The organism is Allobosea sp. GW823-FHT02B03 (assembly GCF_058797755.1).
This window is the reverse complement of sequence record NZ_JBXAJY010000002.1, coordinates 758,185-774,552: the sequence shown is the minus strand read 5'-3', so window position 1 is coordinate 774,552 and position 16,368 is coordinate 758,185. Positions and strand designations below refer to the sequence as shown.

At 67.3% G+C, this 16,368-nt stretch carries 15 protein-coding genes; 9 read left to right on the top strand and 6 right to left on the bottom strand.

The window, feature by feature from the left end:
* Positions 1–165 precede the first annotated feature (165 nt).
* The gene (locus tag AC1REK_RS08720; protein ID WP_316016762.1) at positions 166–474 is read left to right on the top strand and encodes an ArsR/SmtB family transcription factor; all 309 of its coding nucleotides are present in this window, start codon (positions 166–168) and stop codon (positions 472–474) included.
* Complete coding sequence (locus AC1REK_RS08715) at positions 474–1,016, top strand: SRPBCC family protein (RefSeq protein WP_316016761.1); 543 nt, start codon at positions 474–476, stop codon at positions 1,014–1,016. Before AC1REK_RS08720 ends, AC1REK_RS08715 begins: the two co-directional genes overlap by 1 nt.
* A gap of 18 nt (positions 1,017–1,034) precedes the next feature.
* On the opposite strand, the gene AC1REK_RS08710 is transcribed toward AC1REK_RS08715, so the two are convergent.
* From AC1REK_RS08710 to AC1REK_RS08695, 4 genes are all read right to left on the bottom strand, one after another.
* Positions 1,035–1,586, bottom strand: coding sequence for a winged helix DNA-binding protein (locus AC1REK_RS08710; protein WP_316016760.1), 552 nt, complete (start codon positions 1,584–1,586; stop codon positions 1,035–1,037).
* A 105-nt stretch (positions 1,587–1,691) separates the two neighbouring features.
* Positions 1,692–2,687 (bottom strand): TRAP transporter substrate-binding protein, encoded by a 996-nt coding sequence (locus tag AC1REK_RS08705; protein WP_327520725.1) that lies wholly within the window; start codon positions 2,685–2,687, stop codon positions 1,692–1,694.
* Positions 2,688–2,728: 41 nt separating this feature from the next.
* Positions 2,729–4,036, bottom strand: a complete 1,308-nt coding sequence (locus AC1REK_RS08700) for a TRAP transporter large permease (protein ID WP_316016758.1) — start codon at positions 4,034–4,036, stop codon at positions 2,729–2,731.
* Between the two features lie 3 nt (positions 4,037–4,039).
* Positions 4,040–4,588, bottom strand: a complete 549-nt coding sequence (locus AC1REK_RS08695; RefSeq protein WP_316016757.1) for a TRAP transporter small permease — start codon at positions 4,586–4,588, stop codon at positions 4,040–4,042.
* Between the two features lie 246 nt (positions 4,589–4,834).
* Between AC1REK_RS08695 and AC1REK_RS08690 the strand changes: the two genes are divergently transcribed.
* Positions 4,835–8,434 carry a hydantoinase B/oxoprolinase family protein gene (locus AC1REK_RS08690; protein WP_492268350.1) on the top strand — a complete coding sequence of 1,200 codons (3,600 nt, stop codon included), beginning with the start codon at positions 4,835–4,837 and terminating at the stop codon, positions 8,432–8,434.
* A 127-nt stretch (positions 8,435–8,561) separates the two neighbouring features.
* Positions 8,562–9,257 (top strand): SDR family oxidoreductase, encoded by a 696-nt coding sequence (locus tag AC1REK_RS08685; protein WP_492268351.1) that lies wholly within the window; start codon positions 8,562–8,564, stop codon positions 9,255–9,257.
* A gap of 16 nt (positions 9,258–9,273) precedes the next feature.
* Here AC1REK_RS08685 and AC1REK_RS08680 read toward each other — a convergent pair whose 3' ends face one another.
* Positions 9,274–9,891: a LysE family translocator gene (locus AC1REK_RS08680; RefSeq protein WP_492268352.1), complete on the bottom strand. Its 618-nt coding sequence runs from the start codon at positions 9,889–9,891 to the stop codon at positions 9,274–9,276.
* Positions 9,892–9,985: 94 nt separating this feature from the next.
* Here AC1REK_RS08680 and AC1REK_RS08675 point away from each other — a divergent pair, with 94 nt between their 5' ends.
* The 4 genes from AC1REK_RS08675 to AC1REK_RS08660 all read left to right on the top strand — a co-directional run bounded on the left by AC1REK_RS08675 (position 9,986) and on the right by AC1REK_RS08660 (position 14,422).
* On the top strand, positions 9,986–10,570 hold the full coding sequence (locus tag AC1REK_RS08675) for a GNAT family N-acetyltransferase (protein WP_492268353.1): 585 nt from the start codon (positions 9,986–9,988) through the stop codon (positions 10,568–10,570).
* 87 nt (positions 10,571–10,657) lie between these two features.
* Entirely contained in the window at positions 10,658–11,461 is an 804-nt protein-coding gene (dapB, locus tag AC1REK_RS08670; RefSeq protein ID WP_492268354.1) for a 4-hydroxy-tetrahydrodipicolinate reductase, read from the top strand.
* Between the two features lie 138 nt (positions 11,462–11,599).
* Positions 11,600–13,261: a methyl-accepting chemotaxis protein gene (locus tag AC1REK_RS08665; RefSeq protein WP_492268355.1), complete on the top strand. Its 1,662-nt coding sequence runs from the start codon at positions 11,600–11,602 to the stop codon at positions 13,259–13,261.
* Positions 13,262–13,330: 69 nt separating this feature from the next.
* Complete coding sequence (locus AC1REK_RS08660) at positions 13,331–14,422, top strand: ATP-dependent DNA helicase (protein WP_492268356.1); 1,092 nt, start codon at positions 13,331–13,333, stop codon at positions 14,420–14,422.
* Between the two features lie 12 nt (positions 14,423–14,434).
* Here AC1REK_RS08660 and AC1REK_RS08655 read toward each other — a convergent pair whose 3' ends face one another.
* Positions 14,435–15,136 (bottom strand): GntR family transcriptional regulator, encoded by a 702-nt coding sequence (locus AC1REK_RS08655; RefSeq protein WP_492268357.1) that lies wholly within the window; start codon positions 15,134–15,136, stop codon positions 14,435–14,437.
* Between the two features lie 239 nt (positions 15,137–15,375).
* Here AC1REK_RS08655 and AC1REK_RS08650 point away from each other — a divergent pair, with 239 nt between their 5' ends.
* Positions 15,376–16,356, top strand: a complete 981-nt coding sequence (locus AC1REK_RS08650; protein WP_492268358.1) for a glycosylasparaginase — start codon at positions 15,376–15,378, stop codon at positions 16,354–16,356.
* Positions 16,357–16,368: the final 12 nt, after the last annotated feature.

Sequence of the window (16,368 nt, the reverse complement as noted above, 5' to 3'; positions counted from 1 at the left end):
GATCTTTTGGGCAGGGCGGGAGCCGGTTCCATCGCCCGTTGCCGACGCCGAGGCAAGTCGCCCGACGCAAGGGGAGGCCGCGTCAGGTACAGGGCCGCTGGCACAATTCATTTTTGTATTGACTTAATTAAGCAGAAAATGAAGTATCGGGACATGGACAGGTTCATGGCTCTCGCAGACCCGACGCGCCGCCGCATCATCGAGATGCTGGGCGAGGGGGCGCTTGCGGCCGGCGAGATCACGGCGCGCTTCGAGGTCAGCGCGCCGGCGATCTCGCAGCATCTCAAGGTGCTGAAGGCGGCCGGCTTGGTGACGGTCGAGGTCAGCGGCCAGCGCCGCATCTATCGGCTCGATCCCGAGGGGCTGGAGGCATTCGAGGCCTGGGTCCGGCAGGTGCGCGGCTTCTGGAACGCCTCGCTCGGCCGGCTGGAGCAGGAACTGGCAAAACCCGAGAAGGACGAGGGAGTGGCGTGATGAACGAGTACGGGGTTGTCCTGGAAAGCGGCGCGGTGCGTTTCGAGCGTGTCCTGCCCGGGCCGCTGGAGCGGGTCTGGGCCTACATCACCGAGTCCGGCAAGCGCGGGACCTGGCTGGCCTCGGGCGAGATCGAGCCGCGGGTCGGCGGCAAGGCCGAACTGCTGTTCAAGCACTCGGAGATCACCGACGAGGCGCCGCCCGAGCGCTATCGCGAGGTGCATGAGAAGGGGTGGCTCAGCCACGGCACGGTGACACGCTACGAGCCGCAGCGGGCGATCGCCTTCACCTGGCCGGGCGAGGGGCAGGCGACATCGGAGGTGACGTTCGAACTTGCGCCGGAAGGCGAACGGGTCAGGCTCGTGGTGACGCATCGCAAGCTGGCCGACAAGGCCGAGATGACCAGCGTCTCCGGCGGCTGGCACATGCATCTCGGCATCCTCGAGGACCGGCTGACAGGCGCGCCGCCGCGCGGCTTCTGGTCGAGGCTCGGCGGGCTCGAGGCGGAGTACGCTGCGCGCTACGCCGAAGCGGCGAAGTAACGCTCTGCCGGGGAGAGCCTAAAGGCTTGCCGCAGCACGCGTCGCCTGGTCGTACTGGCCGGAGAGCGAGCGCATCACGGCGGCGATCTCGGAGAGGCGCGCCGGGTCGATGCCCGTCGCCAGCACCGATTTCACCAGCAATTGCTCGCGGACCTGGGCATAGCGCCGGCAGGCCTCCTCGCCAGCGGGGGTCACCGCGGCGGTCTTTTCCTTGCCCTTGCGCCCGCCCTTGATCAGGCCGAGGCGCTCGAGCTTCTTCAGCGCGTAGTTCACGACATGCGTGTCCTCGATATTGAGGATCAGGCAGATATCGGCGAGGCGCTTGGGCTTGCCGCGATGGTTGACGTTGTGCAGCACCAGCACGTCCATCGGCGTCAGATCGGGGATGCCCGCCGCCGTCATGCCGCGCAGCATCCAGCGATGGAAGGCGTGCACCGTCATGCTGAGCGCGAACTCGAACTCCGAGAGGGCCGGCATCGCGCCCGAAGCCAGATGGCCGGAGGAGACGATCGGGCCGAGCAGCGAGGCCGCAAGCTTCGTATCGGGCGGGGTGGCGTCGGGATCTTGCATCGCGCGGTCATCCTTGGCGGCGAGGTCCCTCGCAAGCGGGGCCTCGTCATGTCGTGGGCCGGTGTGCATAGCCGCCCGCGCGCGAGCGGGCGGCTATGCGTGGCGTCACATCTTCTTGTAGGCGTCGATGATCGCCTGGCCGTCGGCGCCGGCCTTCTTCAGCCAGTCGGCGGTCAGGGTGTCGCCGGCCTTCTTGAAGCCGGAGGCGAGCGCTTCGCTCGGCTTCTGGACCTTCATGCCCTTCGACTTGAGCTGGTCGAGATACCAGTTGGTCTTCTCTTCCCAGAGCTTCCAGCCGCGTGCCTCGGCATCGGCCGACGCCTTGAGGATCGCGTCCTGCGTCGCCTTGTCGAGGGCGGCGAAGGCGGCCTTGTTGACGAAGGTGGCGTTCTTCGGAATCCAGGCCTGGACGTCGTAGAAATGGCTCAGCGTCTCCCAGGCCTTGGAATCGTAGCCGGTGCCGCCGGAGGACATGAAGGAGTTGACGACGCCGGTCGCCAGCGCCTGCGGCAGCTCGGCCGCCTGGATCGTCACCGACTGCATGCCGAGGATCTCGCCGAGGCGGGTGGTGCCGACATTATAGGCCCGCCATTTCAGGCCCTTCATGTCGTCGGTCGAGTTCAGGTCCTTCTTGGCGTAGACGCCCTGCGGCGCCCAGGGGACCATGAACAGCAGCTTGATGCCCTGGCTGTCGAGCTTCTTCTCGACCGCCGCCTTCGAGGCGGCATAGAGCTTCTTGGAATCCGCAAAGGAGGTGGCGAGGAAGGGCACGACGTCGATGCCGAAGACCGGATCCTCATTCTCGTGGATCGACATCAGCACTTCGCCCATCTGGGCCTGGCCGGTCTGCACGGCGCGCTTGATCTCGGGCGCCTTGAACAGGGAGGCGTTGGCGTGGACGGTGACCGAGAGCTTGCCGCCGGTTCCCGCCTCGACGTCCTTGGCGAAGGTGACGAGGTTCTCGGTGTGGGGATTGTCGCCCGGATAGGCCGCCGGCAGGTTCCATTTCGTCTGCGCCAGCGCGCCGGTCGCCGCGAATGAAAGGCTGGTGGCGGCGACGCCTGCGACCAGCAGGCCCCTGATGAAATCGATACGCTTCATGGTGTTCTCCGTTCCCTCTTGGTTGTGATTGTCGTTGCGCATCATTTCGGAAAGGCGAGTTCGGGCAGATACATCACGATCTGCGGGAAGATGGTAATGATCGCCACTGCGGCGACCAGCAGAAAAAAGAAGGGCAGGGCGGCGAGCGCCACCGTGTTGGAATCCTTGCCGGACATGGTCTGGAGCACGAAGAGGTTGAAGCCTACGGGCGGCGAGACCTCTGCCATCTCGACGATCAGCACCAGGAAGATGCCGAACCAGACGAGGTCGAAGCCGGCGGCCTTGATCATCGGGATGACGATCGCGGTGGTCAGCACGATCATCGAGATGCCGTCGAGCGCGGCGCCGAGGATGATGTACATCACGGTCAGCGCGGCGATCAGCGCGTAGGGCGAGAGGTGCAGCGAGTCGACCCAGGCGGCCAGCGCCAGCGGGATGCCGGTATAGGCCATCGAAGTCGACATGAAGGAGGCGCCGGCGAGGATCAGCATGATCATGCAGGTGATCCGCGTCGTGCCCATCACGCTCTGCCAGAAGGCTTCCCTGGTGAGCGAGCCCGACCACCAGGCGATGCCGAAGGAGCCGAGCACGCCCCAGGCGGCGCATTCGGTCGCCGTCGCCCAGCCCAGCAGCAGCGACAGGAAGACCAGCGCGATCAGCAGCATGCAGGGAATCAGGTTGGCGGATTCCCTGAGCTTCTCGCGCAGCGGCATCTTCGGCTCGGGCGGCGGCGCCTTGTCGGGATGCATGAGGTGCCAGACCGCGATGTAGCCGGAATAGAGCGCCATCACGAGCAGGCCGGGCAGGAAGCCGGCGAGGAAGACCTGGATGATCGAGACGTTGGCCGCCACCGCATAGACCACCATGGTGATCGATGGCGGGATCAGGATGCCGAGCGTGCCGGCGCCGGCGAGCGAGCCGAGAGCGAGCTTCTCGTTGTAGCCGCGCTTCTTCAGCTCGGGCAGGGCGATCTTGGCCACCGTTGCGCATGTCGCCGCCGACGAGCCGGAAACCGAGCCGAAGATGCCGCAGGCCAGCACGTTGACGTGCATCAGCCGGCCCGGGAGCCAGTTCAGCCAGGGGGCGAGGCCGCGGAACATTTCTTCTGAAAGCCGGGTGCGATAGAGGATCTCGCCCATCCAGATGAAGAGCGGCAGGGCGGCGAGCGTCCAGGAGGCGCTGTTGCCCCAGATCGTCGTGGCGAGCACGGAGCCGGCCGGAATCCCTCCGGCGACGAACTGCATCGCCACCCAGCCGCAGGCCATCAGCGAGATCGCGATCCAGACGCCGCCCGCCAGCAGTACAGCCAGCAGGCCGAGCAGCAGCGCAGAGATTTCGATCATGGACATGGCTCAGACCCCGCTCTGCATGGCGCGCTCGACGATCTCCTCGTCGGATTGCGGGGGAGGCTTCTCGTAGCGCGGTTCGTTGCCGCGCAGCACGACATGGATGAATTCGTCGAGCATGGCGATGAACAGGATGACCAGCCCGCCCGAGAAGCCGAGCTGCGGAATCCACATCGGCATGGCGACCACGCCGCCGGCGACGTCGTTGAAGGCATAGGACTGCCAGGTCATCACCGAGGCGTGCCAGGCGAAGAAGCCGGTGAAGCCGAGGCCGAGCACGAGGGAGAAGGTCTCGAACAGCCAGCGCTTGCGGCCCTTGAAGCGGTCGATCAAGAGGCCGACCCGGATCATCTCGCCGGATTTGAAGGTGTGGGCGAGGCCGAGAAAGGCCATCGCGGCCATGCACCAGGAGGTGAAGTCGTCGCCGGCGGGAATGTTGAACCCGACCTCGCGGCCGAGCGAGAGCCCCATCATCAGAACGAGAATCGCAATCAGGAAGCAGCCGGCGGCGTAGCCGGCGAAGAGGTAGAGCTTGTCGAGCGCCGTGCGGATCATCTGGCGCTCCGCTGCGCCGGGACAGGCTGAGCCATGCGGACGGCGTTGAAGCGCCGGCGCTCTCCGGGCCAGAAGGCCAGGGCCGATCCCGTCATTGCTCTCTCCCTTGTCCCGGCCGGCCTGGCCCCTCAGCCATGTTCCGGTCACAATTGCGATCGTAGCCGCCGAATTCGACTTGTCAATTTTTCATCGACGATTTATCGATGAAGTGTAATCCAAATCTCTGTCGTCACTTGGGAGGGTGCGATGACCGCGAGCCGTTGGGATTTCTGGATCGACCGTGGCGGCACCTTCACCGACGTGATCGGCCGTGATCTGCATGGCAAGCTTCATGCCAGGAAGCTGCTCTCGGAGAACCCCGGCGCCTACCGCGACGCAGCCGTGCAGGGCATTCGCGACCATCTCGGACTGAAGGCCGGCGAGCCGATCCCCGAGGCGCTGGTCGGCGAGGTCAGGATGGGCACCACGGTCGCGACCAACGCGCTGCTGGAGCGCAAGGGTGACCGCACGCTGCTCGTCACCACCAAGGGTTTTCGCGATGCGCTGCGCATCGGCTACCAGGCCCGGCCCGACATCTTCGCCAAGGAGATCATCAAGCCGGAGCAGCTCTACGAGGCGGTGGTCGAGGTCGAGGAGCGCGTGCTGGCCGACGGCGCCGTCGAGCAGGCGCCTGACGAGGCGGCGATCCGCGCCGCCCTGCAGGCGCAATACGATGCCGGCTTCCGCGCCGTCGCCATCGTCTTCATGCACGCCTATCGCTATCCGGCGCATGAGCAGGTCGCGGCGCGTATCGCCCGCGAGATCGGCTTTCCCCAGGTCTCGGTCAGCCACGAGGTCTCGCCGCTGATCAAGCTCGTCGGGCGCGGCGACACCGCCGTTGTCGACGCCTATCTCTCGCCGATCCTCGGCCGCTATGTCGCGCAGGTCTCCGAAGAGCTCGATATCGCCCGCACCGGCGCGCGCCTGATGTTCATGATGTCCTCGGGCGGGCTCACCGCCGCCGAGCTCTTCCAGGGCAAGGACGCGATCCTGTCGGGCCCGGCCGGCGGTGTCGTCGGCCTCGCCGAGACCGGCCGCTCGGCTGGCTTCGACAAGGTGATCGGCTTCGACATGGGCGGCACCTCGACCGACGTCGCCCATTTCGACGGCGAGTATGAGCGCGCCTTCGAGACCGAGGTCGCAGGGGTGCGCATGCGCGCGCCGATGATGCTGATCCATACGGTCGCCGCGGGTGGCGGCTCGATCCTGCATTTCGACGGGGCGCGCTTCCGCGTCGGCCCGGATTCCGCTGGCGCCAATCCGGGGCCTGCCGCCTATCGCCGTGGCGGCCCTCTCGCGGTGACCGACGCGAACGTCATGGTCGGCAAGCTGATCCCGTCCTATTTCCCGGCGATCTTCGGCCCGAAGCAGGATGCGCCGCTCGATGTCGAGACGGTGCGCAAGAAATTCGCGACGCTGGCGGCACAGGTTGGTGACGGCCGCTCGCCCGAGGAGGTCGCCGACGGCTTCATCCAGATCGCCGTCGCCAACATGGCCGAGGCGATCAAGAAGATCTCGGTGCAGCGCGGCTACGACATCACCCGCTATGCGCTGAACTCCTTCGGCGGCGCGGGCGGCCAGCATGCCTGTCTCGTCGCCGACGCGCTCGGCATCAAGACCGTGCTGCTGCACCCGTTCTCCGGCCTACTCTCGGCCTATGGCATGGGCCTTGCCGAGATCCGGGCGACGCGAACGGCCGCGCTCGACGTGCCCCTCGATGGCGAGGCCAAGGCGGCGATCGCGACCGTAGCCGAGCGGCTCGGCGCCGAGGCGACGGCCGAGGTTGCAGGCCAGGGCGTGCCGGCAGGCGACATTGCCATCCATGTCCGCGCCCATATCCGCTATGCCGGCACCGACACCGCGATCGCGACGCCGTTCGGCAGCCGCGCCGAAATGCAGGAGGCCTTCCAGAACGCCCATCGTGCGCGCTTCGGCTTCATCGACGAGACCAAGGCGCTGGTCGTCGAGGCGGTCGAGGTCGAGGCGGTCGGCGGCGGCGCGAAGTTCGAGGAGGCCTCGGCCAGCGAGGCGGCCGGCGAGCCGGCCATCGCCGAGCGTACCCGCCTGTTCTCGAAGGGGCAGTGGCATGACGCGGCGATCGTGCGGCGCGAGGCGCTGGCGCCGGGACAGTCGGTCGCCGGGCCGGCCATCATCATCGAGCCGAACCAGACCGTGGTGGTGGAGGAGGGCTGGAGCGCCAAGCTCACGGCCAAGGACCATCTCGTCCTCGTGCGCAGCAAGGCGTTGATCCAGCAGGCGGCGATCGGCACCAAGGCCGATCCGGTCATGCTCGAGATCTTCAACAACCTGTTCATGTCGATCGCCGAGCAGATGGGCGTGACGCTGCAGAACACCGCCTATTCCGTGAACATCAAGGAGCGGCTCGACTTCTCCTGCGCGGTCTTCGACCAGACCGGCGCGCTCGTCGCCAATGCGCCGCACATGCCCGTGCATCTCGGCTCGATGGACCGCTCGGTCGAGACGGTGATCTCGAACAACCCGGTGATCCGGCCGGGGGACGTCTACTGCCTGAACGCGCCCTATAACGGCGGCACGCACCTGCCGGATATCACGATCTGCACGCCGGTCTTCGACGCGCAGGACAAGGACATCCTGTTCTGGGTGGCGAGCCGCGGCCACCACGCCGATGTCGGCGGCACCGCACCGGGCTCGATGTCGCCGCTGGCGACGAACATCGAGGAAGAAGGCGTCTATATCGACAATTTCAAGATCGTCGATCAGGGACGCTTCTGCGAGGAGGAGCTGATCAAGCTCCTGACCGGGGCGCGCTACCCCGTGCGCAACGTCGTCCAGAACGTCAACGACCTGAAGGCGCAGATCGCAGCCAACGAAAAGGGCGTGGCGGAGCTGAAGAAGATGATCCGCTCCTTCGGCCTCGACGTGGTGCAGGCCTATATGGGTCATGTCCAGGACAATGCCGCCGAGAGCGTCGCGCGGCTGCTCGCCAAGCTCCACGATTGCGAGTTCACCTATCCGATGGACCAGGGCTGCGCGATCAAGGTGAAGATCACCGTCGACCGCGAGAAGCGCGAGGCGACGGTCGACTTCACCGGCACCTCGCCGCAGCGCGAGGACAACTTCAATGCCCCGGCGCCGGTGACCCGCGCCGCCGTGCTCTATGTCTTCCGCGTCATGGTCGACGATGCGATCCCGATGAATGCCGGCTGCCTCAGGCCGATCAAGGTGATCGTGCCAGAAGGTTCGATGCTCGCGCCGCGCTATCCGGCTGCCGTTGTTGCCGGCAATGTCGAGGTCTCGCAGGCGGTGACCAACACGCTGTTCGGTGCGCTGGAGGCGATGTCGTGCTCGCAGGGCACGATGAACAACCTGACCTTCGGCAATGATCAGTACCAGTATTACGAGACGATCTGCTCGGGCTCGCCGGCCGGGCCGGGCTTCAACGGCACCTCGGGCGTGCACGTCCACATGACGAATTCGCGCCTGACCGATCCGGAGATACTGGAGACGCGCTTCCCGGTCGTGCTCGAGGACTTCCACATCCGCGCCGGCTCGGGCGGCAAGGGCGAATGGAATGCCGGCGACGGCACCAGCCGCACCATCCGTTTCCGCAAGAGCATGGACTGCGCGATCCTTGCCTCGCATCGCAAGGTCAGGCCGTTCGGCATGAAGGGCGGCGAGCCCGGCGAGCTCGGGCGGACGCTGGTGCGCCGGCTTTCGGGCGAGGTCGAGGAGCTGAAGCCCTCGGACCAGACCTTCCTGCAGGCCGGCGAGGCGGTCACGGTGCTGACGCCGACGGCGGGGGGGTATGGAAAGCGCAAGGGCTGAGACATAGCTCTTCGCCTGTCGTCACTGCGAGTGCGGCGAAGCAATCCGGGGTTGCGCTTTGTCGCCTTGGATTGCCTCGCCGGCTGAAGTCTCCTCGCAAGGACGCTTGCGCCAAGGAGACCTGAGCATGTCGCAGACCTGGATGATCACCGGCGCCAATCGCGGCATCGGCCTCGCTCTGACGATGGAATTGCTGCGACGGGGCGATCATGTGATCGCCGCGGCGCGCGATCCCTGGGGCGGGGCGCTGGCCGAGCTCGCGGGCGTGCATGTCGGGGAGCTGACCCCGCTAGAGCTCGACGTGACCTCCGACGACAGCGTCGCCGCTGCCAAGCGGGCGCTCGCCGGGCGGCCGCTCGACGTGCTCGTCAACAATGCCGGGCTCTATGGCCCGCGCGACCGCCAATCGGCCTTCGAGATGGATTTCGACGCCTGGCGCGAGGTCTTCGAAGTCAATGTCTACGCGCCGTTGCGGGTGGCGCAGGCTTTCCTGCCCAATATCGAGGCCGGCAGCGGGCGAAAGATCGCGACGATCTCCAGCCGGATGGGCTCGCTCGGCGGCAACCCGTCCGGTGCCATCGCCTATCGATCCTCGAAGACGGCGGTGAACATGGTGATGGTCGCCTTCGGCAATGCGGTGCGCGCGAGCGAGATCGCCGTGCTGCTGTTCCATCCCGGCTGGGTGCAGACCGACATGGGCGGCGGCGGGGCCGATATTCCGGCGACCGAGAGCGCCGCCGGTCTGATCGAGACCATCGACGCCTCCGGCATGGCCGAGACCAACAGCTTCCGGACCTGGAAGGGCGAGACGATCCCCTGGTAGACGGTGCCGCTGGATCTCAGTTGCTGCGGGTCGAGGCGAGCCAGAGCCCGCCGCCGATCAGGAAGCCGCCGCTGAACCTGGAGAGCAGGCGCACGCGCCGCTGCGACAGGAAGCGGCCAGCCCGGCCGGAGAGCACGGCATAGGCGCCGTCGCTGACTGCCGCGAACAGCATCGTGGTCGCGCCCATGATCGCGATCTGTGTGGCGTAGTCGCGCGTCGGATCGAGGAATTGCGGGAAGAAGGCGCCGAAGAAGAGCAGCGTCTTCGGGTTGCTCAGCGCGACCAGCAACCCCTGCAGGAAGAAGCCGCCGCGCGGTGGGCGCGCTTCGGCTGCACCTTCGGCGGCCTCACCGGTGCTGCGGTACATCTTCCATCCCAGCCAGATCAGATAGGCGGCACCGGCGAGCCGCACCCAGTCGAACCAGTGGCCCATCGCCGCGATCACCGAGCTGAGGCCGATGCCGACGATCGCTATCATGATGGCGAGGCCGGCCTGCGTTCCTGCCATGTTGAGAAGCCCGGCGCGGCTACCATGCCTGAGACTGTTGGCGATGATCAGCGTCACGGTCGGCCCGGGCACGATGATGATGACCAGGCAGGCGAGGAGATAGGCGGCGAAGAGTTCGAGTGACATGGGTGAAGCCTCCCGAGGCTTGGCGGCCGCCTTGGAGGCGACGCTTCATTCCTCGCCTGTTTGCGGAAGCCTGTCGAGAGAGGGGAGAAGACGCGTGGCGAGCACCGGGTTTCACGTCGTTCCTCTGACGTCGGAGCTCTGGCCGGCGTTGGAGGACCTCTTCGGGCCGCAGGGGCCGTGCTATGGCTGCTGGTGCAATCATTTCCGCATGGCGCCGAAGCTGCGCAAGCCCTTGCTCGGCGAGGGCGCACGGCGATTGTTCGAACAGCGCGTCAAGCAGGGGCCGCCGCCCGGCGTGCTCGCCTTCTTGGGCGAAGTCCCGGTCGGCTGGCTGCAGATCGGCCCGCGCGCGCATGTGCCCGAGTGGAACAATCCGCGCCGTGCCTCGACGCCGCTGCCCGATGCGCCGGCGCAGGACGAGCGCAACTGGGCGGCGTCCTGCTTCTTCGTGCGCAAGGGCTTTCGCGGCCAGGGCGTCACCGGCGCGTTGCTCGACGGCGGCATCGACTTTGCGCGCCGCAGCGGCGCCCGGCTGCTCGAAGCCGCGCCGATGGCGAACGATACGAAGCGCAGTGGCGAGGGGCTCTATGTCGGGCCCGAAGGCGTGTTCCGGCGCGCCGGTTTCGCGGAGGTTGCTCGGCATAAGGAGGGCCGGCCGCTGATGCGGCTCGTGCTCTAGCCAAAGCTCTCCTCTGGTCGGCGCCGATGGACCTTGCCGGGGCGCTCGCCTAATCCTCGCTTGTTCGAGATTTGCGAGGAGCCGCCCATGATCCGCATCACGCTCGCCGGCTGCACCGGCTGGGTCGGCAAGGCGCTCGTCGCCGCGATCATGGCTGCGCCCGATCTAGGACTGGTCGCGGGCGTCTCGCGCCAGGCGGCCGGGCGCGACCTCGGCGAGGCTGCGGAGCTTCCGGCGAACGGACTGCCGGTCTTCGCGACGGTCGCGGAGGCGCTTGGCGTGCCGAGCGACGTGTTGATCGACTACACCAAGCCGGACAGCGTGAAGGGCAATGTGCTCGCCGCCATCGCGGCGGGGCGGCATGTCGTGGTCGGCGCTTCCGGCATGTCCGGCGAGGACTATGCCGATATCGCGGCGGCCGCCGAGCGTGCCGGCGTCGGTGTGCTCGCCGCCGGAAACTTCTCGATCACCGCGACGCTGCTGCGGCGCTTCGCCCGCGAAGCGGTGAAATACGTGCCGGATGTCGAGATCATCGACTATGCCTCGCCTTCCAAGCCCGATACGCCTTCCGGCACGGGGCGAGAACTCGCTGAGACGCTCGCCGCCGAGCGCATGGCCGGGACCTCGCTGGCGGTTTCCGAACTCGGCGGCGTGCGCGAGACGCGCGGCGGCGCGATCGGTGCGCCTCACCCCGTGCAGGTGCATTCGTTGCGCATGCCAGGCTTCGTGCTCTCCTGCGAGGCGGTGTTCGGCCTCGCCGATGAGCGGCTGGTGATCAGGCATGATGCCGGGACCTCGGCCGCGCCCTATGTCGGCGGCACATTGCTGGCGGCGCGTCGTGTCGGCGAGCAAATCGGCCTGCGCCGTGGGCTCGACAGTCTGATGGCATGAACTGCCGCGGATCACGCCGTTCTTAGAAAAATATCGTTCTTTCAAATACTTAGCTGGCTTCATTAAGAATCTGTTCGTTCGCAGCTGCGAGAAGAGCCGCGTTGGGCATGACGGTGAGGCGGGATGCGGCGGTTCGGTTTGACGGCGAAGATCACCTTGCTCTTCGCCCTGTTCGGAATCGCGGCGGCCCTGGGGCTGGCGAGCGCGCTGGGCGGCCTCGCCTCGGTGCATCAGATCGATCGCGAAGCCTTCAACGGCCTCCAGCTCGCCAATCGCGCCTCGCTGCTGTCGAGCCGGGTGGCGCAGGCCTCGCTGCTCAGCCGGTTCGATGACGGCGCCGGTCCGAAGCAGGTCGAGGAGGCGATCGATGCGCTCGACGCCGCCGTCGAGCTGGTCGACGCCGCCCGTGCCAGCCTGATTTCGGCCCTGCCGCCTGTGCTGCTGCAGGCCCATCCGACGCTCGATGCGCGCATCCGGACCTTCATCGACTTCCAGCGCGACATCGTCGACATCGGTCGTCGCGTCTCGGCCAAGGCTGCGCTGATCGAGGCCACGGCGGACGCGGCGAGGGACAATGTCCGCGAGATCATCAGCGTCACCGCAACGATCCGCGACGATCTCGACCGGCAGGCAGGGCAGGCGGCCTCGCGCGCCGAGGCGCTGGCGCAACAGGTCAGGCGGCGGGTGATCCTGATCGCCGTCGGCCTGCTGCTCGGCGGCGGGGCGCTCGCCATCGCCCTGCTGCGCGCGCATCTGACCCGGCCGCTGCGCGAGCTGATGGCGGCGATCGACGCGACCATGGGCAGCGACGAGATCATCGAAGTGCCGCATCGGCGCCGGCGCGACGAGATCGGCGAGCTCGCCCGCACGGTGCGGACGCTGAGCGAGGCGCGCGCCACGCTGGTGACGCGCGATGCCGAGGCGGAGCAGGCGCAGGCGCATCAGGCGCGCCGCACCGAGGAACTGCACCGCATCGCCGAGGAGTTCGAGACACGGATCGGCAGTCTGCTCGCCGACATTGCCGGGTTGAGCGAGGGCCTGCGTGCGGCGCTCGGCGATTCCGCCGTCCAGGCCGAGCAGATCTCGCAGAGCGGCGGCGCCGCCGCAGGGGCGGTGATCGACGCGGCCGAGGAGGCGAACAGAATCTCGGACGCTGCCCTACGGCTCGAGGATGTGGTCGAGCAGATCAACCACGAGGTCCGGCGCGTCTCGCAGACGGCGACCGAAGCGACGCGCGACGCTGCCGGCACGGCGAGCCTAGTCGGGCGGCTGACCGACAATGCCGGGCAGATCCGCGATGTCGTCGCGCTGATCGAGGCGATCGCACGCCAGACGAACCTCCTGGCGCTGAACGCCACGATCGAGGCGGCGCGGGCCGGCGCTCATGGCCGCGGCTTTGCCGTGGTGGCGGGCGAGGTGAAGGCGCTGGCGACGCAGACGGCGGACGCCACGGCCCAGGTTGCGGCGCGCATCGCAGCGGTCGACGAGGCCCTGTCCCAGGCGGCGACGGCGATTTCCGGCATCGTCACGCGCGTCGGTGCGGTCGAGCAGACCAGCACCGAGATTTCCAGCATGGTCGCCTCGCATAGCGGCCTGCTGCAGAATCTCGGCGAGACCATTGCCCGCATCTCGGAGGTGACGCGCGCCGGCGTCGAGGCGATGACGACGATCGTCGAGGCCAACTCCCTCAGCGTGAGCCGCGCCGAGCAGGGTGCGAGCGGCGCAAAACGGCTCGACGAGCGCATCGGCTCGCTGCAGGTCGAGGCGAACCAGTTCGCGCGGCGCCTGCGCTCTGCGTGATCGGCACTTGCCGTAAGAGCGCGACTCGCGGCCATTGGGCGCCATGTCCGCAACAGAACGCTTCCCACGATGAACTGGTCGCCGCAGCAGGACGACGCGCTCCGCGCCGTCGCCGACTGGCTGAAGGGCGGCGCGCCGCAGCTCTTTCGCCTGTTCGGCTATGCCGGCACCGGCAAGACGACGCTCGCCCGGCATATCGCCGAAGATGTCGACGGCACGGTCGTCTTCGCCGCCTTCACCGGCAAGGCGGCGCTCGTCCTGCGCAACAAGGGCTGCGAGGGCGCGCAGACCATCCACTCACTGATCTATCGCTCGCGCGGGGTCGACGAGGAGAGCCCGACCTTCGTGCTCAATCGCGAGAGCGTCGCGGCCAAGGCCAAGCTGATCATCATCGACGAATGCTCGATGGTCGACGAGGAGCTCGGCCGAGACCTGCTCTCCTTCGGCACGAAAGTGCTGGTCCTAGGCGATCCGGCGCAGCTGCCGCCGGTCAAGGGCGGCGGCTTCTTCACGGAGCATGAGCCGGACATCATGCTGACCGAGGTGCACCGCCAGGCGGCCGACAACCCGATCGTGCGGATGTCGATGATCGTGCGCGAGGGCGGGCGGCTCGAGGTTGGAGAATACGGCGAGAGCCGGGTGATCCGGCGCGACGCGATTACGCCCGAGATCGTGCTCTCGGCCGGGCAGGTGCTGGTCGGCCTGAACAAGACGCGCCGGGGCTACAATGCCCGGATGCGGCAGTTGATGGGGCACAGCTCGAACGTGCCTGTCGTGGGCGAGAAGCTGGTCTGCCTGCGCAACGACAAGAGCAAGGGGTTGCTCAATGGCGGCGCCTGGATCGTGCAGGAGCTGAAGACCTCGAAGAAGGGCCTCGTCACCATGCGGGTGACACCGGAGGACGATACCGGCGGCAAGCCGGTGAAAGTCTCGGTGCTGCCGAACTTCTTCGACGGTACTGAGGAAGAGGTGCCCTGGGAACTGCGGCGCCACACGGACGAATTCACCTTCGGCTATGCGCTCACGGTCCACAAGGCGCAGGGCTCGCAATGGGACGATGTCGTGCTGTTCGACGAGGCCTACGCCTTCCGCGAGCACCGGGCGCGCTGGCTCTATACCGGGCTGACGCGCGCGGCCGAGACCATCACGGTGGTGGTGTAGCGGCTGGCGCGTTCAAGCGCGGCCGGCGTCGCCCTCCTGCCGCCGCAGCGCCTTCAGCCGGCTGATCAGGTGGCGGGCGCCCATCAGGATGTGCTGCTCCAGATGCTCCGTCGCGCGGGCGACGTCGCCCTGCCGGCAGAGGTCGAGCAGGATGCGGTGCTCGCGGTTCATCTTCTCGCGCGAGCCGGTCAGCCTGATCGGCAGCGGAAAATGCCGATAGGCGTTGAGGTAGAGCTTGCGCACCAGCGCCAGGGTCTGGGGCCGGTTGGCCGGCGCGTAGAGCGTCGCGTGAAAATCCCAGTTGAGGTTCGACCAGTTCTCGTCGCGCCGGTCTTCGACCATCTGGGCGAATAGCGCCTCGGCCTTCTGGTAGTGCTGCTCGGAGAGCAGCGGCATGGACTGTTCGAGCAGCCAGGTCTCGAGCCGGGCCCGGATTTCGTAGACCTCCTCGAGATCGTCGATCGACAGACTGGAGACGACCGCGCCCTTGTGGGATTGCATGGTCACCAGCCCTTCGGCCTCGAGCTGGTGCAGCGCCTCGCGGATCGGAACGCGGCTGACGCCGAACTCCGCCGCCAGCTTCTCCTGCCGCAGCAGCGATGCTTCCGGCAGGGCCCCGGACAGGATCTGCTCGCGCAAGAGGTCGACGACCCGGCCGGTGGTCGTGACGCGATGCAGCGTCATGGTCTTCTCAGGGCTGGTCGCGCTCGTCATCGCCTGATTTCTGGATTCCCGGCCTCGGCGGCTCACCCTGTTCCTGCCGCAAAACCGGCCCTCATTCAATCCGATGGCCCGATGGAAGCAGCCTTCCTGACATTATTGGATCCGATCATCGATCGATCATGGCCCAGAATTGGCCATAATTCGACCATGATTAGCCCGTTGCGGATGCGGTCGGCTTCCATTAGATAAAAATTGGATTCAATATTCAAAACACCCGGAAGGCACCTGCGATGATCGCGATCAGCAACAATGAGGGGGCCAGCGGCATCGGCGCGACGGCGCACAAGCTCCTCGGTGGTGCCGGGGCGCTGGACGCGATCGAGGCCGGGGTGCGGCTGGTCGAGGCCGATGAGAGCGTTCGGACGGTCGGGCGCGGCGGCTGGCCGAACCTGCTCGGCGAGGTCGAGCTCGACGCCTCCGTGATGGACGGCTCGACCCTGCGGACCGGCTCGATCGGGGCGCTGAGCGGCTATCTGCATCCGATCAGCATCGCGCGGCAGGTGCTGGAGCAACTGCCGCATGAGCTCCTGGTCGGGGAGGGGGCACGGCGCTTCGCCGCCGAGATCGAGGCCGAGGCCGGCGATCTCCTGATGCCGCATGCCCGCACGGCCTGGGCGCGCTGGTTCGCGGAGGAGGTTGGCGATGCGCAGCGCGCCGCCTGGCCCGACGTGCCGATGGCCGAGCTCTGCAAGCAGGCGATCGACCCCGAGATCGGCCGCGACACCACGGTCTTCCTGGCTCAGGACATGGCCGGGAACATCGGAGCCGGGACGAGCACCTCCGGCTGGGGCTGGAAATATCCCGGCCGCCTCGGCGACAGCCCGATCATCGGCGCGGGTTCCTATGCCGATACCCGCTATGGTGCCTGCGCCTGCACCGGCGTCGGCGAAATGAGCATCCGGGCCGGCACCTCCCGCGCGGTGGTGCTTTACATGAAGATGGGCATGAGCGTGGAGGAGGCGGTCTACGAGGCCGTCGCCGACATGCGCAGCCTGAAGGGCGGCCTGATCGGGCGTGTGACGATCCATGCCATCGACGCCGCCGGCGGCCACAAGGTCGTCGCCGTCAACGGTCTGCCGGAGAACCATTACTGGCTCTGGCGCGAAGGCGAGGCCGAACCCGCCAGCCATCCAGCCGAAATCATCGCGATCAGCGAGGATGCCGCGCCCAAGCCGACCGCCCATCGCCGCTATGAGCGCATGGGTCTCTGAAAGCCGAGTTCG

What these genes read in the sequence shown, in the direction of transcription:
- AC1REK_RS08720 (WP_316016762.1), top strand. Translation starts at nt 166, where the DNA reads ATGGCTCTCGCAGACCCGACGCGCCGCCGCATCATCGAGATGCTGGGC.
- AC1REK_RS08715 (WP_316016761.1), top strand. Translation starts at nt 474, where the DNA reads ATGAACGAGTACGGGGTTGTCCTGGAAAGCGGCGCGGTGCGTTTCGAG.
- AC1REK_RS08710 (WP_316016760.1), bottom strand. Translation starts at nt 1,586, where the DNA reads ATGCAAGATCCCGACGCCACCCCGCCCGATACGAAGCTTGCGGCCTCG.
- AC1REK_RS08705 (WP_327520725.1), bottom strand. Translation starts at nt 2,687, where the DNA reads ATGAAGCGTATCGATTTCATCAGGGGCCTGCTGGTCGCAGGCGTCGCC.
- AC1REK_RS08700 (WP_316016758.1), bottom strand. Translation starts at nt 4,036, where the DNA reads ATGTCCATGATCGAAATCTCTGCGCTGCTGCTCGGCCTGCTGGCTGTA.
- AC1REK_RS08695 (WP_316016757.1), bottom strand. Translation starts at nt 4,588, where the DNA reads ATGATCCGCACGGCGCTCGACAAGCTCTACCTCTTCGCCGGCTACGCC.
- AC1REK_RS08690 (WP_492268350.1), top strand. Translation starts at nt 4,835, where the DNA reads ATGACCGCGAGCCGTTGGGATTTCTGGATCGACCGTGGCGGCACCTTC.
- AC1REK_RS08685 (WP_492268351.1), top strand. Translation starts at nt 8,562, where the DNA reads ATGTCGCAGACCTGGATGATCACCGGCGCCAATCGCGGCATCGGCCTC.
- AC1REK_RS08680 (WP_492268352.1), bottom strand. Translation starts at nt 9,891, where the DNA reads ATGTCACTCGAACTCTTCGCCGCCTATCTCCTCGCCTGCCTGGTCATC.
- dapB (WP_492268354.1), top strand. Translation starts at nt 10,658, where the DNA reads ATGATCCGCATCACGCTCGCCGGCTGCACCGGCTGGGTCGGCAAGGCG.
- AC1REK_RS08660 (WP_492268356.1), top strand. Translation starts at nt 13,331, where the DNA reads ATGAACTGGTCGCCGCAGCAGGACGACGCGCTCCGCGCCGTCGCCGAC.
- AC1REK_RS08655 (WP_492268357.1), bottom strand. Translation starts at nt 15,136, where the DNA reads ATGACGAGCGCGACCAGCCCTGAGAAGACCATGACGCTGCATCGCGTC.
- AC1REK_RS08650 (WP_492268358.1), top strand. Translation starts at nt 15,376, where the DNA reads ATGATCGCGATCAGCAACAATGAGGGGGCCAGCGGCATCGGCGCGACG.